The organism is Algoriphagus jejuensis, from assembly GCF_039523455.1.
Classification (GTDB): Bacteria; Bacteroidota; Bacteroidia; order Cytophagales; family Cyclobacteriaceae; genus Algoriphagus; species Algoriphagus jejuensis.
On the sequence record NZ_BAAAFI010000009.1, the window covers coordinates 92,570 to 115,998 of the forward strand.

At 48.1% G+C, this 23,429-nt stretch carries 19 protein-coding genes; 7 read left to right on the plus strand and 12 right to left on the minus strand.

Translation table 11 applies throughout. The features are described from left to right. Nucleotides 1-85: 85 nt before the first annotated feature. The 6 genes from ABD031_RS10610 to ABD031_RS10635 all read right to left on the minus strand — a co-directional run bounded on the left by ABD031_RS10610 (nucleotide 86) and on the right by ABD031_RS10635 (nucleotide 7,571). Complete coding sequence (locus tag ABD031_RS10610; RefSeq protein WP_343851179.1) at nucleotides 86-646, minus strand: LutC/YkgG family protein; 561 nt, start codon at nucleotides 644-646, stop codon at nucleotides 86-88. After that, nucleotides 643-2,001 (minus strand): lactate utilization protein B, encoded by a 1,359-nt coding sequence (locus ABD031_RS10615; RefSeq protein WP_343851181.1) that lies wholly within the window; start codon nucleotides 1,999-2,001, stop codon nucleotides 643-645. Before ABD031_RS10615 ends, ABD031_RS10610 begins: the two co-directional genes overlap by 4 nt. Further along, on the minus strand, nucleotides 1,998-2,756 hold the full coding sequence (locus ABD031_RS10620; RefSeq protein ID WP_343851183.1) for a (Fe-S)-binding protein: 759 nt from the start codon (nucleotides 2,754-2,756) through the stop codon (nucleotides 1,998-2,000). Before ABD031_RS10620 ends, ABD031_RS10615 begins: the two co-directional genes overlap by 4 nt. A gap of 15 nt (nucleotides 2,757-2,771) precedes the next feature. Next, entirely contained in the window at nucleotides 2,772-4,100 is a 1,329-nt protein-coding gene (locus tag ABD031_RS10625; protein WP_343851185.1) for an FGGY-family carbohydrate kinase, read from the minus strand. 261 nt (nucleotides 4,101-4,361) lie between these two features. Further along, a complete protein-coding gene (locus tag ABD031_RS10630) occupies nucleotides 4,362-5,399 on the minus strand; it encodes a GntR family transcriptional regulator (protein ID WP_343851187.1) in 1,038 nt (345 codons plus the stop codon). A gap of 51 nt (nucleotides 5,400-5,450) precedes the next feature. Next, the gene (locus tag ABD031_RS10635; protein WP_343851190.1) at nucleotides 5,451-7,571 is read right to left on the minus strand and encodes a bifunctional aldolase/short-chain dehydrogenase; all 2,121 of its coding nucleotides are present in this window, start codon (nucleotides 7,569-7,571) and stop codon (nucleotides 5,451-5,453) included. 269 nt (nucleotides 7,572-7,840) lie between these two features. On the opposite strand from ABD031_RS10635, the gene ABD031_RS10640 reads away from it, so the two are divergent. From ABD031_RS10640 to ABD031_RS10650, 3 genes are all read left to right on the plus strand, one after another. Continuing rightward, nucleotides 7,841-9,244, plus strand: coding sequence for a purine-cytosine permease family protein (locus ABD031_RS10640; RefSeq protein ID WP_343851192.1), 1,404 nt, complete (start codon nucleotides 7,841-7,843; stop codon nucleotides 9,242-9,244). After that, nucleotides 9,241-9,438 carry a hypothetical protein gene (locus ABD031_RS10645; protein WP_343851194.1) on the plus strand — a complete coding sequence of 66 codons (198 nt, stop codon included), beginning with the start codon at nucleotides 9,241-9,243 and terminating at the stop codon, nucleotides 9,436-9,438. Before ABD031_RS10640 ends, ABD031_RS10645 begins: the two co-directional genes overlap by 4 nt. A gap of 104 nt (nucleotides 9,439-9,542) precedes the next feature. Beyond that, on the plus strand, nucleotides 9,543-10,790 hold the full coding sequence (locus ABD031_RS10650) for a sugar isomerase (RefSeq protein WP_343851196.1): 1,248 nt from the start codon (nucleotides 9,543-9,545) through the stop codon (nucleotides 10,788-10,790). 248 nt (nucleotides 10,791-11,038) lie between these two features. On the opposite strand, the gene ABD031_RS10655 is transcribed toward ABD031_RS10650, so the two are convergent. Further along, nucleotides 11,039-12,475 carry a sulfatase gene (locus ABD031_RS10655; protein WP_343851198.1) on the minus strand — a complete coding sequence of 479 codons (1,437 nt, stop codon included), beginning with the start codon at nucleotides 12,473-12,475 and terminating at the stop codon, nucleotides 11,039-11,041. Nucleotides 12,476-12,514: 39 nt separating this feature from the next. On the opposite strand from ABD031_RS10655, the gene ABD031_RS10660 reads away from it, so the two are divergent. Further along, nucleotides 12,515-13,537: an SMP-30/gluconolactonase/LRE family protein gene (locus ABD031_RS10660; RefSeq protein WP_343851200.1), complete on the plus strand. Its 1,023-nt coding sequence runs from the start codon at nucleotides 12,515-12,517 to the stop codon at nucleotides 13,535-13,537. 171 nt (nucleotides 13,538-13,708) lie between these two features. Here the strand turns inward: ABD031_RS10660 and ABD031_RS10665 are convergent, their stop codons facing one another. The 3 genes from ABD031_RS10665 to ABD031_RS10675 all read right to left on the minus strand — a co-directional run bounded on the left by ABD031_RS10665 (nucleotide 13,709) and on the right by ABD031_RS10675 (nucleotide 18,442). After that, complete coding sequence (locus tag ABD031_RS10665) at nucleotides 13,709-14,998, minus strand: IS110 family RNA-guided transposase (RefSeq protein ID WP_343851202.1); 1,290 nt, start codon at nucleotides 14,996-14,998, stop codon at nucleotides 13,709-13,711. A gap of 363 nt (nucleotides 14,999-15,361) precedes the next feature. After that, complete coding sequence (locus ABD031_RS10670) at nucleotides 15,362-16,681, minus strand: Gfo/Idh/MocA family protein (RefSeq protein ID WP_343851204.1); 1,320 nt, start codon at nucleotides 16,679-16,681, stop codon at nucleotides 15,362-15,364. An 810-nt stretch (nucleotides 16,682-17,491) separates the two neighbouring features. Continuing rightward, the gene (locus ABD031_RS10675) at nucleotides 17,492-18,442 is read right to left on the minus strand and encodes a nucleoside hydrolase-like domain-containing protein (protein ID WP_343851206.1); all 951 of its coding nucleotides are present in this window, start codon (nucleotides 18,440-18,442) and stop codon (nucleotides 17,492-17,494) included. Between the two features lie 65 nt (nucleotides 18,443-18,507). On the opposite strand from ABD031_RS10675, the gene ABD031_RS10680 reads away from it, so the two are divergent. Continuing rightward, nucleotides 18,508-19,956, plus strand: coding sequence for an arylsulfatase (locus ABD031_RS10680; protein WP_343851208.1), 1,449 nt, complete (start codon nucleotides 18,508-18,510; stop codon nucleotides 19,954-19,956). A 346-nt stretch (nucleotides 19,957-20,302) separates the two neighbouring features. On the opposite strand, the gene ABD031_RS10685 is transcribed toward ABD031_RS10680, so the two are convergent. After that, a complete protein-coding gene (locus tag ABD031_RS10685; RefSeq protein ID WP_343851210.1) occupies nucleotides 20,303-20,902 on the minus strand; it encodes a GNAT family N-acetyltransferase in 600 nt (199 codons plus the stop codon). Nucleotides 20,903-21,128: 226 nt separating this feature from the next. Between ABD031_RS10685 and ABD031_RS10690 the strand changes: the two genes are divergently transcribed. Together ABD031_RS10690 and ABD031_RS10695 are read left to right on the plus strand one after the other, a co-directional pair. Continuing rightward, nucleotides 21,129-21,491 carry a transmembrane 220 family protein gene (locus ABD031_RS10690; protein WP_343851212.1) on the plus strand — a complete coding sequence of 121 codons (363 nt, stop codon included), beginning with the start codon at nucleotides 21,129-21,131 and terminating at the stop codon, nucleotides 21,489-21,491. A gap of 30 nt (nucleotides 21,492-21,521) precedes the next feature. Continuing rightward, complete coding sequence (locus ABD031_RS10695; protein ID WP_343851214.1) at nucleotides 21,522-22,271, plus strand: NIPSNAP family protein; 750 nt, start codon at nucleotides 21,522-21,524, stop codon at nucleotides 22,269-22,271. A gap of 84 nt (nucleotides 22,272-22,355) precedes the next feature. On the opposite strand, the gene ABD031_RS10700 is transcribed toward ABD031_RS10695, so the two are convergent. Next, nucleotides 22,356-22,991 carry an MOSC domain-containing protein gene (locus ABD031_RS10700; RefSeq protein ID WP_343851216.1) on the minus strand — a complete coding sequence of 212 codons (636 nt, stop codon included), beginning with the start codon at nucleotides 22,989-22,991 and terminating at the stop codon, nucleotides 22,356-22,358. Nucleotides 22,992-23,429: the final 438 nt, after the last annotated feature.

Here is a 23,429-nt window from a genome sequence, read left to right on the forward strand (position 1 = left end):
GCATTTTGACACCCTAGACTGTGCCTGCGAAGCGAAGGGAGGTTTCAACAGACCTCTTACTCCTTAGTTCAGGAAGGGGAATAAATTACACCAATACCACTCTCAAACTTTTCGCTCCATGCGCACCGACGACCAGACTTTGCTCGATGTCGGCAGTTTTGGAAGGGCCTGCGATAAATACCCCAAATCCTGAGGCGGCGCCACCGATCCTGTTATAACCTTGGTGCATCGTCTCAACCAGATTTTTTCGATCTAAGACGATCACCAAATGCTCGGTTATAAACGGCAGTACACGAAGTCCAAGATTGGCATCTTCCAGCCATATCGCTCCGTTCTCGGCAACCCCAAATTGACCGTCTAAGATGGCCAATTCCAAATCTTCCAACTCGTGTGGGTCTTTAGGAAGGCCTCGAGAGGAGACTTCTGAAAAGGACGAGGAAAGCGAAATGATCTTCGAAAACTTCGTCTTGGGAAGCCAAGATTCAAACTCGGTCTTGGTCAAAACTTCCCCTTTGTTTCCTAAAATTGAATTTATAAAAGTTTCCACAGGTTCTCCGGGAACCCCAAAATCAGGAATCTCGGGAAGTGATTTTGGCTCCAGCGAGATTCCCTTGATCGCTGCTAAAATGTTTTCGCGGCTGCTCATGATCGGTTTTTTTTATACCACTGTTGAAACGATTCCTTAGGTGCTTCAGGTAGGTCTCTGCTTTTTCCCCAAGCATTGATCGGATGGTAGATCAGGCTGTTGGGCAGGGTTTTGAGTGCCGCACGCATGAGGTTTCCGGAAATTTTGTAAGCCAGTGGACTTTTGAAGATGCCGTTGGCAAGCTTCATCGAGAGACCTTTTCCAAGTTCTCCGTGAGTTTTTGTGATTTCCTGCCGCCACTCAAAGAGTTGCTCGTGGATGTTGATCTTAACTGGGCATACATCCGAGCAACTGCCGCAGAGGGTGGAGGCAAAGGGCAGCGTGCTGTGCTTTTTCATATCCAAGCCAGGGGAAAGGATAGACCCGATCGGCCCTGGTACGGTACTGCCGTAGCTGAATCCCCCGCTTCTTCGGTAGATAGGGCAGGTATTCATACAAGCACCGCAGCGGATGCATTTGAGCGAGTTTTTGAATTTTTCCCGGGCGAGTTGAGCGGTTCGGCCGTTGTCGACCAGAATAATATGCAGTTCCTTTTCCGGAGCTGGGCTTCGGAAATGTGAGTTGTAGTTAGTGACTGGCTGACCGGTCGCGGATCTTGCCAGCAGTCTCAGGAAAACTCCGAGGTCTTTGCGCCTCGGGATGATTTTTTCGATGCCCATGCAGGCAATGTGTACGTCCGCCAAATGCACGCCCATGTCGGCATTTCCTTCGTTGGTGCAGACGACAAATTCCCCGGTTTCGGCAACGCCAAAATTGACTCCGGTCAGGGCCACTTTCGCCTTAAGGAATTTTTCTCTCAGGTGAAGCCGTGCTGCGTGGGTCAAGTAGGCCGGGTCTTCGTTGCCTTTTTCAGTTTGGAGTTTTTCGTGAAAAAGCTGCGAGATCTCCCCCTTTTTTAGATGGATCGCTGGGAGGACAATATGGCTCGGCGGCTGGTGAAGCAATTGAACGATTCGCTCGCCCAAGTCGGTGTCCACGACTTCAATGCCATTTTTCTCCAGATAGGGATTCAGGTGACACTCCTCCGTCAAGATGGATTTGCTCTTGACGATTGCCGTGCAATTTTGCTTTTGCAGGATGTCCAACACGATCTGGTTGTGCTCCTCTCCATCCTTGGCCCAATGGACTTTGATTCCGTTTTTCTGGGCATTCCGCTCAAAGTCCTCAAGATAGGAGTCCAAGTTAGCCAATACGTTGTCTTTGATCCCAGAGGCGAGACTCCGCAATTCCTCCCATTCAGGGATGGTCTTGCTGATGCGGTCGCGCTTGTCTCGCACAAACCACAGGGTTTCGTCATGCCATTTGGACTTGGCTTTGTCCTTCAGAAATTCGGTGGCATTCTCAGGATGACTCATGAGATCGCTTGGTTTAGGATTTCTGCAATATGTAAAAACTTCAAAGGTTGCTTATTTCTGGTGGCGATTCCCTGCAAATGCATGATGCAGGACATGTCGCCTCCCGTTACTATTTCGGTTTGATGTTCGAGGTGATCTCCGAGTCTGTCTTTTCCCATTTGCACAGAAAGTGCTTCCTCAGTCACGGCGAAAGTTCCCCCGAAGCCACAGCACTCGTCAGTGCGGCTGAGCTCCACCCATTCCAGACCTTTGAGGTTTTCCAACAGTCTTCGGGCTTTGTTGAAAGGAGTTTGATTGAGTTCGGAGCTGGACGAAAGCCGCAATCCCCGCTGCCCGTGGCAGGAAGAATGGAAGCCCACCCGATGTGGAAAGCTACCTTCCAGTTTTTCGATTTTTAGCACATCGGTAATGAACTCGGTCAGTTCGAAGACCTTGTGATGGAGTTCCGCCTGTTCTTTTTCCATTCCAGGAATGATGGGAGAATGCTCTTTGACGTGCAAGACACAGCTGCCGGAAGGCGCCACCACGTAGTCGAAGTCTTTGAAAAGTTCGATGAAATGCTGGGTCGTCCCTATCGTGTCACGCATGTATCCTGCATTTGCGAGCGGTTGTCCGCAGCAGGTTTGACCGGGCGGGAAAGTAACTTTGCAGCCCAGCTTTTCGAGCAGTTCCAAGGTCGCTATTCCGACTTTGGGATAGAACTGATCGACGTAGCACGGGATGAACAAGGCAATATGGAAGGATTCGGATTTCATTGAGGGAAGTTAAACTCAGGAGCCCATATTCACCAGCATCGCGGCGCCTAATGCGGAACCATTGGGAAAATCGCTGGGAATGACCTCCATTCCGGGAAGCTTTTTGCGAAGCATTTCGAGAAAGATGTAATTGGCGTTGAAGCCTCCGTCGACAAAAAGTCGATTGACCGGAGCGCCATCGAGGACAAGTTGAATCGAAGCGACTTGAATGTCGGTGAGCTCGTGTAGGAAGGTGTAGTAAGCTTCTGTAAACTCAGTGAAACTCCCCCAATCGCTGGAACCAGCCTTTTCCAAGCCATAATCGGCTGGCTTAAGGTACTGAAAACCGATCCGTTTTGTCGGACGTTGGCTTACCTTTTCGTAAATATCTTCGTCGAATCGGAGCTTTTTGTAGGTCCCGAGGGGAAGTTTCCAAAACGAGTACATTTCCTCAACCTGAAACTTGTGCTCTTCACCGATGAATAGCCGGGAGATCTTGATGGGTTGCCCGGAAATGCTGAGAAACTGCAGACAGTCTTTGCCCAGTTCTTCTGGCGACAGCGCTGTTTTGTTGAAAGGGTTGATGCTGATCGCCCAAGTGCCGGTGGAGAGAAGCGCAAACGGCTCCGTCTCCTGCTTTAGGTAGGGCAGTAACGCTCCAGAGGAATCGTGAACACCGACGCCGCAGGGAATGCTTCCGAGTTCAGGCTTGGTTTTCAGGAGGGAATTTCCGGGAAGGATGGGCGGCAAAAGCGCCTCAATTCCTTCCTTTCTCACCCAGTCATGGTAGTCCATCTTTTCAAAATCCCACAACCCGGTATGGCACCCGATGCTGGTGTAGTCCGAAACCATCTCTCCGGTGAAGATCAAGCTCAGGAATTGGGGTAAATGGAGGCAGTGTTTGACGTTTTTGAAATATTTCGGCTTGGCATATTTCAGAAAATAGATCTGCAAACCTGAATTCAACATGGCCAGCGGAGGAGAGGAAGTCTGCCGACAAAATGCCATCTTCCCTTCGTTTTCGGAATAAAAGCGCTCAAGCAGCTCTTCTGGAAAGGGCTTCAGGTAATCGTAGAGTGGAGTGACAGGTTCGCCAGCCTCGTCGGTGTGGACAAAGGAGGCACCGTGGCCGGAGAAATTGAGTTTCTTGATTTCAAAATCGGCGAAATTCAAAGCTTCCCGAAATGTTTCTAGCATCCATTTCCTAAGTGGAAGAATAGGCTCGCTCGGGAAACCATCCTCATCGGGGATGGCATCCAAGCGAGTGTAGGCACTGTGAACTTCCTTCAGGTTTTCGTCAAAAAGGAAGAATTTTTTATTTGTTTTCCCAATGTCAAAGACAGCGGTAACGGGGATTTTTGACATTTACGATGTAATATTTACGAAGTCTTGGATTTACGATTTAAGAATTGGGATTGACGCCGTACACTCCAATAGCAATCGGGATACAATGTCTTGGAAATCGATGAGCAATTTTAAATCTCCTAGTCTCCGGGTTTTTTAATAGAGAACTTTGAACACCGAATATCGAACGCCGAAGAAGCTAAACCTTTCAACCTTGCTGCCCAATCTTTCAATCCACCACAGCGGACAAGTTTTTCAATCTTCCAATTTTCAAAATCCAGCCTACAAAGACTTTCTAAGCGTCATTCTAAAAGGATTCTTGATCGGAATGCGATCCTCGGTGCCCATAATTTGCTCGGCGATGGTCTTGCCCATGTTTTGGAAATCAGTGGAAATGGTGGTAATGCCCTCGGCAAGAATTTCCTTAAGCGGAGTATCGTTGTAGGAAATCACGCCCACATCACGACCAAGTCTCAGGAGTTGCTCGCGCGATTTTTTCACTATGTTTACCAAATCCGATTCCGCCATTACGATGTGGCAATCGCCTTCGTCCAAGGGTTCATCGTCATCCACGCCATCCACGATGAGATTTTTGAAATCATGGAAAAAGCAAAAACGCTTAAAGCCGTCCATGATTTCAACCGGGTAGAGATCGCCTTTGGGAAATACCAAGATCAAACGTTGGTATTTTCTGAGGTGAGAGATTCCTGATTCCAATACCTCAAAGATATCCTTGGAAAAGTCCTGATAGACGCCAGGAAATTCATTTTCGTGATCTTTCACCCCACGGTCAATAATCAGGAGCTTATCCTTTGGTATCCTCTTGACCAAATCATAGGCGGTCTCCGGATGTCCGAGACTGTCAAAGAAATGGGGAGCCAAAACGTAGTAATTGTAGTTGCCCAAATTCGTTTCCAACAGATCTTCCAGCACATTCCGGTTGTAGTGGTGAATCTGAAGATCCACCGTGGCCTGCGCACCGAGCGTATCGATGATCGAATAGTAGATGATCTTCTTATACGAACTCAGTTTGTTAAAAAGCAACAATACTTTCAACTTATGCCCCATGTTGGTGGATGAAATGTAAAAGCCCTTGCCGCGGACAGAGGAAATGATTCCTCTGTCCCGCAGCTCATTGTAGGCTTTTTCCACGGTATCCCTTGAAAGCAAAAAGTCAAAACTGGTCTCATTGATGGAAGGTATGCGGTCTCCAATTTTGAGCTTTCCCTTCTCAATGTCTTCCAGGATCAGATTGACCACTTGGAGGTACTTCGGCGTACGTGATTCCACCGCGATTTTTTCGGATTTGTCAAGAAGCATGGGGTATTGGGTCTATTGGGTTAGGGTATTAAGGGTAATAGCGAGTCGATTCTATCGAGGGAAAGCAGCGGCTAAGCCACCATCCACGTTGAGCATATTTCCGGTTGTTTTGGTAAGCAATCCGCCGACGAATGCAAAAGCAGCATCTGCGATATCGCTTGTTTTGACACTTTCTTTCAATAAGGTTCTGTTTGCATAGTACTGAGGAAGATCTTTTACGTCAATGCCATACGCCTTCGCTCGGTTTTCGCCCCATCCACCTTCCCAGATGTTGGAGTTTTCGATCACCGCATCGGGGTTTACCACGTTCACGCGGATCTTATCCTCTGCCAGTTCTGCTGCCATCAGTCGGGACATGTGCATCTGCGCGGCTTTGGCTGTACCATAAGCTACGTTTTTTGCGCCAGCTACCAAACCATTTTTACTCACAATATTCACAATATCACCACCTAAGCCTTGTTGTCTCATCAATGAAACGCCCGCTTTGGACACGTGATACTGTCCCATCACGAGGATATCGTTCAGGCGATTCCAGTCCTGTTCGGTGTGGTCTTCGAAGGCTTTGGAGATCGAGATTCCGGCATTGTTGACTACGATGTCAATCCCTCCGAACTTGAGGCAGGTTGCTTCCATGGCTTTCGCCAAAGTTGCGGTGTCTGTCACGTCCAACTGAACACCTAGGACGGCATCCTTGCCATATTTTTTCTCAAACTCAGCTACAGCACTTTCCAATCTCGACTGGTCGATATCTGTCAGTACGACGCAAGCGCCCTCCTGTGCATATCTATCGGCGATACCTTTTCCAATTCCGCCGGCACTTCCTGTGATCAAAGCAATCTTGCGGGAAAGGGGTTTTTCTTTTGGCATACGGGAGAGCTTTGCTTCCTCCAAGAGCCAATATTCGATGTCAAAAGCCTCCTGAAGAGGAAGAGAAACGTATTCAGAAACCGCCTCTGCACCACGCATCACGTTGATTGCGTTGATGTAGAATTCAGATGCAACCCGACTGGTTTGTTTGTCTTTTGCGTAGCTGAACAATCCCACTCCAGGCCATAGGATCACGACCGGATTTGGGTCACGCATCGCAGGGCTGTTTGGATGCTTGTGCTTTTCGTAGTAGTCAGCGTACATCTCACGGTAAGCTTGGAATGCTGCGCCGATTGATTCTTTTAACGAATTCACATCGCTGAGATCTGCATCTGCTGCCAAGTCAAGGACAAGGGGACTGATCTTGGTGCGAAGGAAGTGATCCGGGCAAGAGGTGCCCATTGGAGCCAATTTGCTCAGGTCATTGCTGTTGATGAATTGCAGGACGGTGTCGCTGTCGCTGAAAGTACCGACCATTTTTTTCTCCGAAGAAGCCAAGCCTCTCAAGATCGGAGCCAACTTGCCTGCTTGAGCCTTGCGCTGCTCCGGAGCTAGAGAAGTTACTTTTTCGCCACCGAAAACCGGTCTTTTTTTACCGTAGTTTTCGGCCAAGTAAGCAGAAGCGGTCTCGATGACCTCCAGGCTATTCATGTAGCACTCATAGGCTGTATCTGCCCAAGTGAACAGGCCGTGACCGCCGAGCATGATGCCCCGAATTCCCGGGTTGTTGTCCAATGCTTCTTTCAGCTGAAGTCCAAGGTCGAAACCTGGACGTTGCCAAGGCACCCAAGCGATGGCTCCTTTCCAGAGCTCTTGGGTGATTTTTTCGCCATCCTTAGAAGCGGCAATGGCAATTGCCGCATCTGGATGAAGGTGATCGATGTGCTTGAACGGCAAAAATCCGTGAAGTGGCGTATCAATCGAAGGCGCTTTGGAGTCCAAATCGTAGATGCAGTGGTTGAACAATCCTACCATCTCGTCTTCAAATTCGATGCCTCGATAGATTCCTTTCAGAGAGCGAAGTTTGTCCACGTAAAGTCCAGCCAAGCCGGATCTCTTCATCGTGCCAATGTCTCCACCGGAACCTTTGATCCACATGACTTCCACGGGCTCTTTGGTCAGAGGATCCAGTTCGGTTGTCTTGCAAGAGGTATTTCCCCCTCCATAGTTAGTGATTCTTAGATCTGCACCGAGAATATTGGAGCGATAGATCAAAAGATCAACTTCATTGCCTTCCAATTCGGCGGCTTTGGCCTCATCCCAGAGGTAGCTTACATATTTGAAACTCATAATCGGTATGTTCATTTGATTAACAGGTCTATCAGTATGGGGATAAATTTCTCGGAAATCTCCTCAAAAGGTGTCCTGTAGTGTCTTGAGCAATAGATGTTTTTTGAGGTTTTTTTTCTTCTTCGGGGAAAGAGAATTCTGATTTAGAAATTTCCACCATGAAAATTTGCTTTGAAAATAGCGGAATCCAAAATAGACAAAGGATAAACGGTGAAAAATCTTTCGGACAGTGCAGGACAGGGCGGGTGAGTTGATTTGTTTAATTCAGCTCAAAATAATCCCAAATGGCCAATAGGTTTTTCAAGAAAATAGTAGGCGGTACGAATGAATATGAAAGGACTCCCGTGCCCGCCGCGAGTCTCAAAGGAAATAAGAGTTTTCTTGGTATGTATGCCGGGGAACATACCGCAGGGACAGAATTTGTCATCGGGCCGCTTTTTGTAGCTCATGGAGTCGCAGCCGGAGATTTGGTCTTGGGCTTGCTCATCGGTAATCTGCTTGCGGTGCTGAGTTGGGCGCTGATCACGGCACCGATTGCCACGTCCAAGCGCATGACACTGTATTATCAACTGGAGCGAATCGCCGGTAAAAACGTCGTCCGCTGGTATAATCTGGTCAATGCCCTGATGTTTTGCTTCCTCGCGGGATCGATGATTGCCGTGTCAGCGACAGCAGTCGGTATTCCTTTTAATCTGGAGATGCCAACTTTGACGGATTGGCTGCCGAGGACTCCCGGCTGGATTGTGACGGTACTTTTGTTGGGTGCTGTGGTTACAATGGTGGCGATACAGGGATACAATCAGGTGTCCAAATTTGCCAATGTGATGTCTCCTTGGATGATATTGATCTTTTTCTCAGCGGCTATCGTCGGTCTTTCGCAGCTAGGTGTTGGCTCGGTCGAAAGCTTGGTCTCAGTTGCCCAAGAGGTCATCTGGAATGGAGTGCCGCTGCCGGGTATGTCTCGGTTTTCGATCTGGCACGTGATCTTTTTCGCTTGGTTTTGCAATATGGCCATGCACATCGGGATGTCGGATCTGACAATTCTCCGCTATGCGAAATCCTGGACTTCCGGTTTTGCGGTATTTGCCGGAGTTTATCTGGGGCATTTTGTTGCTTGGATCGCTTCGGGTATTTTGTATGCGGTGTTTTTGCAGGCAAATACCGGCTCTCAGGAGTTTGCGCCGGGGCCGATTGCCTACCAAACCTTGGGGATTGCCGGAGCAGTTTGCGTGGTGGTTGCCGGCTGGACGACCGCCAATCCAACGATCTATCGAGCGGGACTGGCCTTGCAGGGGATTTTTCCTAAAGTAGCCACCTGGAAGATCACCGCGATTGTAGGTGGAATCACCAGTTTGGCGGCTTGTTTTCCTGCTTTGGTGATGAAGCTGCTGGATTTTGTGGCCCTGTACGGCTTGCTGCTTATGCCAATGGGCGCGGTGATCTTTGCCGATTTTTACTTTTCCAAAAAAATGGGATTCCGTGAGGAGGGAGCGCTAAATTCCGGGTCTGACTTCAGCCTTCCCGCTTTGCTGAGTTGGGTGTTGACCTTGGCTTTTTGCCTTGGCTTGAATTATTTCTACGGAATAGAAATCTTCTTCCTCGGACTGCCGGGTTGGTTTGTGGCTGTTGCCATCTTTGTCATTCTCTCCAAAGTCAAATATCCACTTGCTAAATCCCTTGCCGCATGAAAACTTTACTCAAACTCGTTTCGCTTGCAGGATTGACCCTGTCGATTGTCCCTCCCGTTTTGCTTTTCTTGGGAAAAATGGAGCTTGACTCAATGAAGCTTTGGATGGGAGTCGGGATGGTGGCGTGGCTGTTTACCGCGCCGTTTTGGATCAATGAAAAGACGGAAGAAGGGAGATCTAAAACGGAAGTGTGAAGCGGATGGTGAGATGCCCGATGTCGAATGACCGATGAGGAGCAGCTCCAGCCCCCCCCCCCCAGTACCAAGTAACAATCAGTGACTATCATTCAATATAACACATGCAGTATTCCCAAGAATTTCACAAAAAGTCCATTTCCCTGCTGGCGGATCAGCTCGGTGAAAATGGAATATCCATATCATCCTTAATTTCCAAGATTTCCGCGTTCCAGATCGCCGTTCCTAGCTGGGCACTAGGTGCTGGAGGGACGCGTTTTGGACGCTTTTCCATCGGGGGCGAACCTCGAAATCTCGAAGAGAAGCTGGACGATATCGGGCTTTTAGCCAAACTTACCAAAAGAACAGATGCCGTCTCCCTACATATTCCCTGGGATATTCCCCAGGATGCCGCTGCTATCCGTCAAAAAGCCGCTGACTTGGGTATAGGCTTTGATGCCATGAACAGCAATACCTTTCAGGACTACGGGCAGGCGCTTTCCTACAAGATGGGTTCGCTGAGCAATGCCAATGCGGACATCCGCAAGCAAGCTGTCGAGCATAACCTTCAGGTGATCGAGATTGGAAAAAGCTTGGGCAGTAAAGCTTTGACGGTTTGGCTGGCGGATGGGAGTAACTTCCCCGGACAGGCGCATTTCCGAAAAGCCCTGCAAGGAACGTCTGAATCCCTTCAGGATATTTATGCGGGAATGCCTGCGGACTGGAAGCTGCTTCTGGAGTACAAGCCTTACGAACCGAACTTTTACCATACGGTGATTCCCGACTGGGGTACTTCGGCAATGCTTTGCAAGCAAGTCGGAGACCGCGCCAAGGTGCTGGTAGATCTCGGTCATCACCTTCCCAATACCAATATCGAGCAGATCGTGGCGACCCTGATGCATCAGAATATGCTGGCGGGCTTTCACTTCAACGATAGCAAGTTTGGAGACGATGATCTGAGCACGGGGAGCATCAAGCCTTACCAGCTCTTCCTGATCTTCTGCGAACTGGTCGGCGGAGCCGAAGAAAATGCCCAGACTTGGGAGTCGATCTCCTGGATGATCGATGCGAGCCATAATACCAAAGATCCCATCGAAGACTTGGTTCAGGCGCTGGAAGCGATCTCGCAGGCCTACGCCAAGGCACTTTTGGTTGATCGAGCCAAACTCACTCACTGCCAGGTGGAAGGCGATGTGGTCGGGGCACAGGAAGTCTTGCAAGACGCCTTTTTGACGGATGTGCGGGCCTTGGTGCGGGAAGCACGGATCCAAAGTGGGGGAGAGGCCGATCCTTTGGCTTTCTACCGAAAAGAAAAAATCAGAGAAAAGTTGATTGCTCAGCGGGGGAAAGACGCGACGGCTAGTGGGTTGTAGGCTTAGCCAAACGGTTATGAACAGTTCATGTCTTCAGATTTGGACTCCATTTAAAGCAGTCTTCGGGCTGCTTTTTTTACTTGTAGGCGGCTCAAAGCCGCATTTACAAGTGAGAATCTGAAGACTCGCAATAGTTGAGCTTCTCGCCATCTTCATAAATTCATTGAAATTTGTGAAGTCGACTTCATGAATTTTGCTGAATTTGTGAAGTTGGGCACTTGTCTAGAGCGGATCGAAGAGCAATTCCGCTACAAAGAGGGTTCCAAGACAAGTGGTTGCCCTGTTTTCTTGTCGATCGGAAGGTTGGCCTCAGTGTCATTTAGCCATCGGTAAAGCAGCTCATATAGCTCCTTCGCTTTCTCTGGATGTTTTGCTTTCAGATCCATAGATTCGGAAATATCCTCATCCAAATTATAGAGTTCGGTCGCTTGGTTTTCATAGTGGAGGATGAGCTTCCAGACTCCTTGTCGGACAGCCGCTGCGGGTTTTCCCAGTTGATTGGAGAAATGCGGATAGTGCCAATACATGGCGCCTTCGCGGGAAGCGCTGCGATTTCCAAACAGCACCGAAGTCAAGGATTGTCCGTCCCATGCATTCTGGGGAGCAAGGCCAGCAATCTCGGCGAAAGTGGGAGCAAAGTCCAGATTGGTAGTAGCGAAAGAAGTGACTCCGGGCTTTATTTTCTCTGGCCAATAGGCGAGCAGCGGCACCCGAATCCCGCCTTCATAGGGATGGCCTTTCCATTTTCGCAGAGGATCCAAGTCAGCAGGGATAGGCCCGAGCTCCGGGAGGCCGACGCCGCCATTGTCGGAGGTGAAGACGATCAGCGTATTTTTGTCCAGGCCTTGGAATTTGAGTTTTTCGAGAATCAGCCCAATTCCATCATCCACGGATTCTATCATGGCGGCATAGTAGGGGTTGTACTTTCCTTCAAACTGCTCGTATTTCCGGAGATATTTGCTGACTTTATCCCCTCTGGGGACGATGAAGACGTGGGGGGCTGAATAGCTTAAAAAGAGGAAAAAGGGTTTTTCGTTTGGTCTTTTCTCCAAAAAATCCAAAGCATATCCTGTAAGCTGATCTGTCAGGTAATGCTTCCCCGAATCCAAAAACACATTCTTATAACTATCCTCGAAGATGCTATAGTTGTAGTAATCCAAACCGTTTTTGCCGATCATTCGGCTGAAATCGAAGCCTTGAGACCAAGGTGTTTGATCTTCTGCATTTCCCAGGTGCCACTTGCCAATCATCGCTGTTTGATAGCCTTTTTCTTTGAAGAGTTCGGCCACCGTGACTTGGTTTCCTGCCAAGAATGGGTTCCATTTTGCAGGATCAATAGCTACCGTATCTGCTTTTCGGTTGCCTGCGATGAAATTGGTCAGGTGATAGCGGGTGCTGTGGATTCCCGTGATGAATCCGGCCCGAGAAGGAGAGCAAACGGGACTGGAGGAATAGGCATCGGTGAACTTTAAGCCATTCTTGGCTAAGAAATCCAAGTTGGGAGCCTCCTGAAAAGGATTTCCGTAGGCCGGTAGATCCGTATAACCCATGTCATCCGTGAGGATAAAAAGAATGTTGGGTCTTTGATCATCCGACTGGGAATAGCCTTTCCCTCCAGAAAAAAGAACCAAGGTGAAAGTCAGATTCCAAATGGATTTTCGAATCAAATAGCTAGCTGTCTCCATCGCTTTAGATTAAATTGGGTAAAAAGAACCTCCAGAAAAATGAAAGTTATCCCAAAATCCCTTGTTTTCCTGATTTTACTGTCCTGTGCTTCCCCCAAAGAAGAAGCGAGTCTGGAAAGCAGTTCATATCAATCCATCGGCTCCATAGAGCAACTCGATCCAGCGATGGAGACCTTGGTGTCTAGCGATGCGCAGATCGAAATCTTGGCTTCCGGCTTTGAATGGGCGGAGGGGCCGTTGTGGCTTGAGGATCAACAGGCGCTGATTTTTACTGATGTTCCGACGAATAAAATCTGGAAATGGACGGAGCAAGACAGCTTGGGTTTGTACCTCGAACCATCCGGCTATCTTGGCGACCGAACTGACAAGAATGAGCCTGGGGCGAATGGCTTGGCTTTGGATGCTGCTGGAAATCTGATCCTTTGCCAGCACGGCGACCGGCAGATTGGGAAGATGCGAGCTTCTACAGAGGCTCCGGAGGCAGAATATGAAGCGCTGGCAACCGGATATGAGGGCAAGCGCTTCAACAGTCCGAATGATTTGGTCTTCAATTCCAAGGGGCAGCTGTTCTTCACCGATCCGCCCTATGGCATGGATCCTTGGGACGAAAAGGAGTTGGACTGGCAGGGTGTGTATCGGCTGGATCCGGACGGGAAGGTGTCGCTGCTGCTGGACTCCCTCAGTCGGCCCAATGGCATCGGCCTGAGCCCAGACCAAAAGACGCTCTACATCGCCCAGTCGGATCCAAAGAAGGCTAGGTATTATTCATTTGAACTCGATGAATACGGAAATGTGCTTGCCGGTAAGGTTCTTTTTGATGCTACCTCGCTTCAAAGCGAAAGCAAAAAAGGCCTGCCTGATGGATTAAAGGTGCATTCCAGTGGGATTCTCTTTGCCACAGGCCCAGGAGGGGTGCTGGTCATCAGCCCGGAGGGAAAGCACTTAGGTACGATCCTGACAGAAAACGGAACGGCCAACTGTGGCTTGGATTCCGAAGAAAAATACCTCTACATGACTGCGGACGGCTTCCTTTTGAGAATAAAGCTAAATGGGACGGAATAGATCCTGACTCTCTTCCTGGCTCCTGAAAACTCTTGTTGGTTAAGAAGATCAATTTCTCCTTTGTGATTTCGCGAGAAAATTTTTCTCTTAAGAAGAAATCTGTTTTGAGACGTTTGCTTTCAGTTCCCTACCAATGACGTATTACCTATTAAGTACCCCTTTGTAGGTTTTTTATGCGATCAGTTCCACCTCAAGTTCAATTGCTAGCTTTTGAAGTTGTCTCATTTTTTGATGATTGAGCTGTTGAATGTAATGTTCGACTCCCTTTTCGACATATTCTTTTCCTCTCACCATTAATCTCCAGTATTGCTCCGCAAGTTTTCTAGCCACAGCTTTTATTGCAATACTAGGTCCTTTTCTTGCTCTTAATCGCCTCCCAAATGCCCCTAAGGCAATATGCTTGCTTTGTAGGAGACTTTGCGCGGTGACTCTAAATAGATGGCCGGCCTTGGGCCTTCCTTTTGATTTACTCTTCTGTCTTTTTCCTGAATTATTCTGTCCGGGTGAAAGTCCTAGCCAACTGGTAAAGTGCTTTTCGCTTGGCCATCGGGAGAGATCTGCCCCTGTTTCGGTGTAAATCTGAAGCCAGTTGTAATCGGTAATTCCCGAAAGTGCAGTTGCATCTTTTCCGTCAAAAATCTTCAATAGATATTGGTCCAGTCCTTTCACGTCAGGTTTATTATGACGAATCGGCTTTCTAGGTTGTTTGGAAGGATTTTCAGGGAGCGTATCATGATATTCATTGAGGACTTCCCCAATTTTGGCATCGCAGTTCTGAATCTGTTTTTTGTAAAACTTATATCCCTCAAGGGCTTGTCCCAAGCTGAACAGACCGATCTGGGTATAAAATCCTTCAAGAGCCTTGACCAACTCTTCACCTTTGTTCTTAATCAAACTGCTGTGACAAAGTGAAACGAGTTGATGTGGATCTCGCACACCCGATAAAATCGCATCTATCATCGCTAGACCGCTCGCACCCTGAATCTGGCTGAGCACCTCCGGAAGACGGATATTCATCTCGATTAAGGCCTTTTGCATATGGTTGATATACATCGACATACTCCTGATGTGATCCTCTCTTAACCGTTGATACCCCCGAAGCTCTTTAACCAATCCTTCGGCAACATAACAACGGTTCAACAAACCAAACGAATGAAGCTGATTGATCCATTGACAGTCTTTTACATCGGTTTTCCTTCCCGGAACCTGTTTAGTCTGTCTTCCATCTACCAACCAAACATCAAATCCTGCTGCTCTAAGAATATCATAAAGAATAATCCAGTAACTCCCTGTCGCCTCCATGGCTACAGTTAGAACTCCGTTTTCACGGAGATAGTCGACCGCTTGATGAAACTCGGAAGTAAAAGTCCCAAAACTCCTAACCGGTTTCCCTTCCACACCGATATAAATACTCCTTGAGCCTATATCGATTCCTGCTGAATGAAGATGTATCTTTTCCATACTCTGAATTAGAAACTCTGAACCCAACTGGAAATGAAATCTGGCAGCCTACCATTCGGACAAGTTCAAAACTGTACCACTCTTTTATGCTCAACCACTTGGAACCAAACTCGCAGACAGGCAATTGCTCTATACAGCTAGACGGCCACACTGTTCAGGTTAACGCAAGTTAATACCGTCATTTCTCTTTTGTAAATCCAAATTTTTCCGACTCGCAAAGACGGTGAGCCGCAAAGAGTGAGATAAATGCCATGTTGTGTTGCTTCTCCGGTTTTGCTGCTCCACGCTATGCTGCTTCTCCAGAAGCAGCGTAACCGGATTACTTCTGGATTTTGACGAGAAAACTACCTCTGGCAATATGGGCTAAACCTTAGGTAAGACCCAAGGTTCCCGATAGCTTGGCCAGATCAGCTCGTTTGCGGCAGCATTGCCGACAAATTCCCGTTTGGTATCATCCCAGACCAGCTCTTCCGCACCGACTCTCGCTGCAATATTGGGAATGTGCGCATGCAGTGCCGCGATCCGCCCCGCTTCAGGAGGACAGATAGGTTGATTTCGGGTTTTGATGCAGTCCACAAAATTAGCCACGTGGAGGTTGTGGGACTCTTTCGCACCTTCCAGTTTTTTGGATTCGATCTTAGGTGCTTTGGCTTCGGGATCCCATTCCGGATAGATTTCGTAGCCGCTTCGGTTGACGACCAGCGTACCCTGTTCTCCGACATAGGCGATCCCATAGGGCTTTCCATAGGGGCCGGTTTGTAGGCCTCCGTTCATGTCGTAGTTGATCAGAAAGTCCTTTTTGGGAAAGAGGACATTCATGGTGTCAAAGGTGTCCCGATCTCGATTTTCCATGTCCACATTGTTTGCGTAGGTCAACACTTTCGCCGGGGCGACGGGATTTTGTTCGACCCAGATCGCCATATCCAATAAGTGTACTCCCCAATCTGACATCAATCCTCCGCCATAATCCCAAAAATGTCTCCAACTGCCATGGAATCGGTTGGGGTTGAAATCCCGCTTCGGAGCTGGGCCCAGCCAAAAGTCGTAATCCACTCCGGTAGGGACGGATGTGGGTGGCGCAATGAGGTTGCCTAGTCCATAGTTAAAATTTGACCAAATATTCACTTTTCGGATTTTACCCAAGTAGCCGCTTTTCACCAGATCCCGGGACTCAATAAATGTCTGCCCGGATCGCTGCTGCTGCCCGACTTGCATGATTCTATCGTATTTGCTCGCAGCCTGAGCCATGAGGTCGCATTCTCCGATGGAGTTGGCCATGGGTTTTTCGACGTAGACGTCCTTTCCTGCTTGACAAGCTGCGACGGCAATCAGGCAATGCCAATGATCCGGCGTGCCTATAATGACGGCGTCGATGTCTGTTCTTTCCAGCAGTTTTCTAAAGTCGGTGAATCGATCCGGCTTTTTCCCGGTGATTTCTTCCACTTCCTTTATTCGACTGTCCAATATATTTTGGTCTATGTCGCACAGAGCGACGCACTCGACTTCGGGCAGGGCCAGGTGATGTTTTAGGATGTTAAACCCCATGTTTTTGCCCCCGAAGAGCGCAACCCTGACTTTGTCACTGGGAGCGATTTTGTTGCGTGCTTGGATAAGATTTGGGCTGAGCCAAAGTCCTCCTGCAAGAAGTGTTGAGGATTTCAGGAAGTTTCTGCGATCAAACATGGTTGTCTTGGGTTGTGGGGTCTACCAAATTAGGTTCAAAAGTCCAGTGAAGAAAGGCGGAATTCAGATTTTTCCAATGGGCGAAAACAATCAAAATGTTTATAAGGTGTGGAAATCTCTTATTTATCGGTGGAAAAAAAGTGGGGAAAAAAGCTTGGAAAAAATTGGAATCGAGCTGAATATCAGGCAACTTCGATTCATCAAGTAAGAGATAAAAGACCGAAAGTAAGATTTCGGATCCAGTTTGAAAGTTTGAGATCGGGCACAAAGGGGAGTTCATCAACGGATGGATTTCTGAGACGGATTACCGCAGACGTGCAACCAACGATGATGTTGATCAAAGATTCCCTCGGGAATTGCAAATGATCTGACAGAAAGGACTCCAAAGCGTAAGCCGAAGAGTTGAAAGAGGTAACTCCAGAAGCGTCAAAAAGATCAGGTCAGCGTGCTGCCTCCCTCGGGAGAACGCCATCGGCACAAAGGAACGACAGCTTCACAGCTTCGTTTGCAACGGGTCATCCGCAGAAGTGCAAAAACAGATCGGCTCAAAAAGAATACGCCATTGGGTATCTTCGGATAGCCAGACACAAAGGGGCTTTCGGCAACGAAAGTCTGAGACGGGCAACCGCAGAACGGTCATCGTGGTACTTCAATTTGGGACTAATCCCCTCGGGGGTTGACTTGAAAAAATGGATTTCTGACTGGGTAACTGGAAAGAGTCGATGAACTGTAGCTTGAGCCGAGTTGAAGGTTATGATTTTCAGTTCGACAAACGGGAAGATTTCGCAAGAAATTCTTCCCGTTTCTGTTTTACGGCTTCTTCAATGCCTTCATCCTGTTTTTCCAGTTGTCAAGGTATTCGAGCCGGAATTTATTTATGGTTTTTGCACCCGGCCTTTGATTTTCAATTAATTCTGGATCTTGCCGGTCCGTCCAATACTGAGGTCGGTCTGGATTTTTTTGAAACGATCCTCCCCAGCTTTCTCCTTCGGGATTCTCGGGATCGCCATTTAGCAGGTAAAGCACACTCGGTGTGTCTCCCATCTTGATATCGGATTTTTTTTCAAAGAAAAGTTTTCCTAGAGCTCCGAATTCTTTGACAGAGGTCTCTACAAAAGAGCTATTTCCCCAAGGGTCATTCTGGACTCCTCCCATATACATCCCACGAAAAGTCGTGTTGCTTTCTATCCACCAAAAGTCCGGATGATTGTACCAAAGGAAATCTCTCGACTTTTGATCTTGTTGGGTGTTCCACGAACCGATGGAATAGACTTGGAGGAAAGACTTGATCTCTGGGTAAAAATGCACCGCTTGCGCCAAGTCTGTGATTGAGCCCCAGATTAGGATATACACTGGTTTACCATAGGCCAAGATCTGCTGGGCGAGGAATTCTGCTCCGGGACTGATTCGCTCCGGAGTTTCGGTCTTTTGGATTTCTGTTTCTCCCTGACGGGAAACTGTTCTGAGTCGATCGGGCATCGGGTAATCCAAACCGCTTGCTTTCAACATTGGAAAATCTTTCTCATAAGCTTCCAAAACTTCCTTAATATCGCTCAATCGCCCTTTACCCGGAGGGGAAGAGACAATACCCAAGATCTCAAACCGGTCCGCATACACCAAAAAATGTATCAGGGATTGGTGGTCGTCTGGATCATCGCCCCCGATGTCCGTGGAGATGATGACCGGAATTTTTTCCTGAGAAAACACAGGTTCTCCGACACCAAGAAGCAGGAGGATTAGAAGGAGCTTTTTTGACCTCATTTGACGACAGGTTTGGAAAATCAAATTAGGGGTACTTTCTTGTTTTTGAAAACAATCCCCTTCTTATGAAACCTTGGCTTTTATCCTTTTTTGTTGCGTTTGCTTTTTGGAGTTGCTCCGGTTCAGAAGAAAAGCAGGATGATTCACACCGCTCCCAACCCAATGTCGTCTTTATCTTGGCCGATGACCTTGGCTACGGGGATTTGGGCTTTTTGGGACAGCAATATATCGAGACTCCCAACATCGATCGCCTGGCAAAAGAAGGGATGTTTTTTACCCAGCACTATTCCGGTTCGCCGGTCTGCGCGCCGTCGCGATCTGCTCTGTTGACTGGTCTGCACACGGGGCATACGCCGATCCGGGGTAATTCCGAAGTGCAGCCTGAAGGACAGATGCCGATGACCGATTCTGTTCAGACCATGAGTAAGATCTTTCAGCAGGCTGGCTATGTCACCGGTGCTTTTGGAAAATGGGGCTTGGGGATGAATGAGACCTCGGGCGAACCGGTGAATCAAGGATTTGCAGACTTTTACGGCTACCTCTGCCAGCGCTATGCGCACCGATACTATCCTGCGTACCTCTGGGAAAATGGGCAGAAAGTGGATATGCCGGGCAACGATTGGACTGCCAAGACAACTTACGCGCCGGATTTGATACAGGAAAAGACCCTGGAATTCATCGAGCAAAACAAGGAAAAGCCCTTCTTCCTCTTTATGCCGATCGTCACGCCCCATGCGGAATTGGCCGCACCTGATGACGAGATCTTGCAAAAATACGTGGCAAAGTTTGGAGACGAAAAACCTCATGTCGCACCTGAGGGCGGAGACTATGGGCCGGATATGAAGATCTCCGCCTATCAATCCCACCCTAATCCACATGCTGCTTTTGCGGCAATGGTCGAGCGGATCGACGTGTATGTGGGTGAAGTGCTGGACAAGCTGGACGAACTGGGACTTGCAGAAAACACCATCATTGTCTTTACTTCAGACAATGGAGCGCATCGGGAAGGGGGAGCAGATCCTGACTTTTTCGATTCCAATGGGCCATTCCGTGGCTACAAGCGGGATCTTTATGACGGTGGCGTCCATGTGCCGATGATCGTAAAGTGGCCTGGTAAAGTGAATGCGGGAAGCACTTCGGACCATGTCTCTGCATTCTGGGATTGGTTGCCGACTTTTGCCGATATCCTTGGGGAGAAAACCCCGGACGGGATCGACGGTGTGTCGTTTTTGCCTAGCCTGACTGGCTCCAAGGAACAAACTTCGCATGACTACCTCTATTGGGAGTTTCATGAATTGGGAGGCCGGCAGGCGGTGCGCCAAGGAGATTGGAAGCTGGTCAAGTACCAGGTGATCGACTCAACCAAAACTACCTTGGAGCTTTTTGATCTGTCAAAGGATCCCGGAGAGCAAAACGATCTGGCGGACCAAAATCCCGAAAAAGTAAAAGAACTGGAGGCCCTGATCGCCAAGTCGCACAAGCCGAATCCGATCTTCACCCTTTTTGATAAATAAAGAGCGGGAGCCAGTGGCCTATAAAAATTACTGGGTTTGAGACTCGATTATTTTGATGTGTAAGTAATAACGTGGTGTTACTAATCGCAAGATTTGGCTATTAACTACCCTTATGATGTTACTTGTTTCTTTTTCAAAATCTTAAAGAAAATGAGTGGGGTCAACCGGCAAAGGCGAGATGTTTTGTGTCGCAAACAATGGAGATAACCGAAAATTTGGAAGTTCCGCAAGCCATTTGGGTACACTTCAAGCTTGGGTGCCAACTCGCTAAAACGAAAAAACGGGAGCCAATGGCCCCCGTTCCCTTACCCAATCATTTACTTATTACCCTATAAGTAGGATGAAATTATTTCTTATTACTATCCAAACTGTCCTTCTCTGACCTGCTCGTTTTATTTTTCCAATCCCAAGCCACGATGACCCAATCTTCGGTTTCGTCCGAAAACTCGTGAATGACCTCAAACCCCACCCGCTGATGGGCTTTGATCGAGCGGACATTCGATACGGCAATCTCAGTGATCGCAAAGTCGAAGCGCTCTGAAAATAGCGCTCCATAGGCTTCATACATTCGGTCGAAGATCCCTTGACCTCGGTGATTTTTGTCCACACAGATTTGTCCGATCACCATGTAGTCGAAGTCTGCAACCAATTTTCCTCCAAAATTTACTCGGTCAAACTGCCTGAACATTGGAACCAGTACAGGCACCAAGGCTTTGGAAGCTTTGGTCATCGCCAAGACATAGCCGATGACCCGCCCGTCCTCTTTTGCGATCAGATGAGGCGCGATTGCATTCATCTCCAGCAACTGCTCATAGCTGTGGTTGACCGTGACAAAGCCTTGCTCGGATTTTTCCGTCGCTGAGATGTTTTTCGGTAGATTGCTATGCTGAAGACCTAAGATGCCTTGCAGTTCCTCCGGTGATTCTGCCGGTTTGAATTGGATCATGGGTTGGAAGTTTTGCGAAAGCTAGCCGAAAAAAGCCCGTTTTCCCACGGTTTTTCCCAAGTGCAGCCTTCTGTCACATGCGGTACGATTTCAAGCCAATTTTGCTTAGTTTTAAGCGTCAACCCATATAGCCCATGAAATCGAGCATGACGAATCGCTTCTCAATTTGGGATGCTTGTTCAAGCTGCAAGATTACCTATGGCCTGTTAGAAAAATCTATTGTCATATGAGTTTTAACAAGTACTATTTCGGAATCTGGTTCTTTCTCTTCGCGCTTTTTGCCTATTGGCAGTTCAACGACCCCGATCCCGAAGTATGGATCAGCATCTATGGCGTTGCGATGATTTTTTGTCTGCTGGGTTTTCGAGGAATTTTTCCCAAAATTCCGTTGACGCTTGTCGTAGTCTTGGCCATCTTGGGAGCGATCTATTTCTTTCCAGGAGGAGTAGGACAATGGGTCTCCGATGAGATTGCTCAACACGACCTCACCATGAAAACCCAACAGATGGAGGAAAACCGTGAAACTTTCGGGCTTGCGATCGTCGCCATCGTTTTAAGTCCGGCCTTGTACAAGGCCTGGAAAAAATAAATTCAAAACCTACACCAAACCCATTAACCTATGCAAAAAATCTTCCTGTTTCTGCTCGCTATGACCATTGGATTGGGGGCTTTTGCCCAGCTGCCAAAAGTCTCGAAATCCAAGTATTTCGAAATTCGCAAGTACTATGCACATCCCGACAAGCTTCCTGACTTGCTCAAGCGCTTTGAAGATCATACCCTAAAGTTGTTTGAAAAAGCTGGGATGGAAAACATCGTCTATTTCGTTCCGGATGAGAACACGGACAATTCGATGACCTATATTTTAGGCTATCCCAGTGCAGAGGCAAGAGATACTATGTGGGCTTCTTTTATGAATGATCCTGAGTGGAAAAAGGCATATGAGGCATCCCATGCCAATGGTCCTCTGGTGGCCAAGGTGGAGTCCACCTTTATGGTCTTGGCACCCGAACTCAATGATACGCCGATTCCGACCGGAAGCGGGATTTTTCAGATGCGAACCTACCATTGCTTTCCTGACAAGATCGAAAACATCCAAGCTCGATTCCGCGACCATACCCGGGATCTGTTTAAAAAGCAGGGGTTGAAAAACTATCCCTATTGGCTGACCGTGGAGAAGGATGGCTCACAGCCAAAGCTGGTCTATCTGCTGGGCCATGATTCCGAGGATGCCTTCAACGCCGCCTTTGAGCGATTCAGAGCAGATCCTGATTGGATCAAAGCCCGTGACGCTTCCGAAGAGTCAGGCAAGATTGTCGAGAAAGTCGATGCCGTTTTCTTCAAGACTTTGCCTTTTTCTCCGATGAAATGAGAGAGAAATTAGAAGATTGAAAGATTGAAAAATTGGGGAGTCCGACGGTGTGTCGACTCCCTTTTTCTTTTGGTTGAATTTTTTCTATGGGAGAAAGGTCTCCAGCCACATCCGCTTTTTAGCTGGAATGGCTTTACTCCGGGCGGCGATTTTGAGCAATTCTGGGTTCTTCTCCTTGGCATGAACTAGCTGGAAAAGATCGGCAACCGACAAGGTGTTCTCTGGCCGCTCGAGAAGCGTGAATTCCTGTCCGACCGCCACATGCCCTTCCTCCAGGATGCTCAAATAGCTGCCTCCATATCCATGCGCGATAAACTCTCGGATCACCTGCTGGGTGCCAAACTTGTGACCTAACTTGTAGCAGGGTTCACGATACTGCGATACTTGCACCACGGCCTCACCCACTTGATAGATATCGCCCAGATAGGCCTCATTCTCATCAAATCCGGAAAGGGTGAGGTTCTCACCAAACATCCCCCAAGTCCAGTCCAGGTCGGGGTATAAGCCTTTCCAATACGGATACTGCTCGGCGGAGAAGATGTAGCAGGCCTTGTAATAGCCTCCATGGTTTAGGCGATTGGAGACCTCATCGCCCATCACATCATTCTTGGTCAGGTAGAGGGGCTGGTCTGTAGGAACCTTGTAGATGCCTGTCTTTTCCTCCTTCCCGTTCCAGAGAAAGGTAGTGGGTTGGGCGATATTGGTGGAGATGATTTTCATGGGGAGAGCACGTGGGATTTGGTATTATAAATCAAAAAAAAACGCCAGTAAATTAGAATACTGGCAAATATTTGAAATTGAGTTGTGCTTGATGTGGAGCTTTGAGAATGAGCCAAAGGGATCCTCCCGAAGAGTCTCGCAAGATTTTCGAGAAAGTCGATGTGGTGTTCTTCAAGACTTTGCCTTTTTCTCCGATTAAGTAGGAGTTGGAAGTCTGTCAGGCTGAGCGGAGTCGAAGCCTAAAGTTGGAAGCTGGACCTCTTCGATATTTGACGTTTGACGTTCGATATAAAGATTCCGAGTCTTTCGGGGGGCTTTTCATATTCAGAATAGAAGGTTCCAAACCTTCTAAAGGGAAGGAAGCATCGGTTTACTTTCTTCTCCAAGACCACTTTGCGTAAGGCTTATTTTTAGCAAGCTGTTTTTCGGTTGTTAATC

Bases quoted from the DNA above. Each gene is read 5' to 3' on its own strand.
- ABD031_RS10610 (WP_343851179.1), bottom strand. From the start codon at position 646: ATGAGCAGCCGCGAAAACATTTTAGCAGCGATCAAGGGAATCTCGCTG.
- ABD031_RS10615 (WP_343851181.1), bottom strand. From the start codon at position 2,001: ATGAGTCATCCTGAGAATGCCACCGAATTTCTGAAGGACAAAGCCAAG.
- ABD031_RS10620 (WP_343851183.1), bottom strand. From the start codon at position 2,756: ATGAAATCCGAATCCTTCCATATTGCCTTGTTCATCCCGTGCTACGTC.
- ABD031_RS10625 (WP_343851185.1), bottom strand. From the start codon at position 4,100: ATGTCAAAAATCCCCGTTACCGCTGTCTTTGACATTGGGAAAACAAAT.
- ABD031_RS10630 (WP_343851187.1), bottom strand. From the start codon at position 5,399: ATGCTTCTTGACAAATCCGAAAAAATCGCGGTGGAATCACGTACGCCG.
- ABD031_RS10635 (WP_343851190.1), bottom strand. From the start codon at position 7,571: ATGAACATACCGATTATGAGTTTCAAATATGTAAGCTACCTCTGGGAT.
- ABD031_RS10640 (WP_343851192.1), top strand. From the start codon at position 7,841: ATGGCCAATAGGTTTTTCAAGAAAATAGTAGGCGGTACGAATGAATAT.
- ABD031_RS10645 (WP_343851194.1), top strand. From the start codon at position 9,241: ATGAAAACTTTACTCAAACTCGTTTCGCTTGCAGGATTGACCCTGTCG.
- ABD031_RS10650 (WP_343851196.1), top strand. From the start codon at position 9,543: ATGCAGTATTCCCAAGAATTTCACAAAAAGTCCATTTCCCTGCTGGCG.
- ABD031_RS10655 (WP_343851198.1), bottom strand. From the start codon at position 12,475: ATGGAGACAGCTAGCTATTTGATTCGAAAATCCATTTGGAATCTGACT.
- ABD031_RS10660 (WP_343851200.1), top strand. From the start codon at position 12,515: ATGAAAGTTATCCCAAAATCCCTTGTTTTCCTGATTTTACTGTCCTGT.
- ABD031_RS10665 (WP_343851202.1), bottom strand. From the start codon at position 14,998: ATGGAAAAGATACATCTTCATTCAGCAGGAATCGATATAGGCTCAAGG.
- ABD031_RS10670 (WP_343851204.1), bottom strand. From the start codon at position 16,681: ATGTTTGATCGCAGAAACTTCCTGAAATCCTCAACACTTCTTGCAGGA.
- ABD031_RS10675 (WP_343851206.1), bottom strand. From the start codon at position 18,442: ATGAGGTCAAAAAAGCTCCTTCTAATCCTCCTGCTTCTTGGTGTCGGA.
- ABD031_RS10680 (WP_343851208.1), top strand. From the start codon at position 18,508: ATGAAACCTTGGCTTTTATCCTTTTTTGTTGCGTTTGCTTTTTGGAGT.
- ABD031_RS10685 (WP_343851210.1), bottom strand. From the start codon at position 20,902: ATGATCCAATTCAAACCGGCAGAATCACCGGAGGAACTGCAAGGCATC.
- ABD031_RS10690 (WP_343851212.1), top strand. From the start codon at position 21,129: ATGAGTTTTAACAAGTACTATTTCGGAATCTGGTTCTTTCTCTTCGCG.
- ABD031_RS10695 (WP_343851214.1), top strand. From the start codon at position 21,522: ATGCAAAAAATCTTCCTGTTTCTGCTCGCTATGACCATTGGATTGGGG.
- ABD031_RS10700 (WP_343851216.1), bottom strand. From the start codon at position 22,991: ATGAAAATCATCTCCACCAATATCGCCCAACCCACTACCTTTCTCTGG.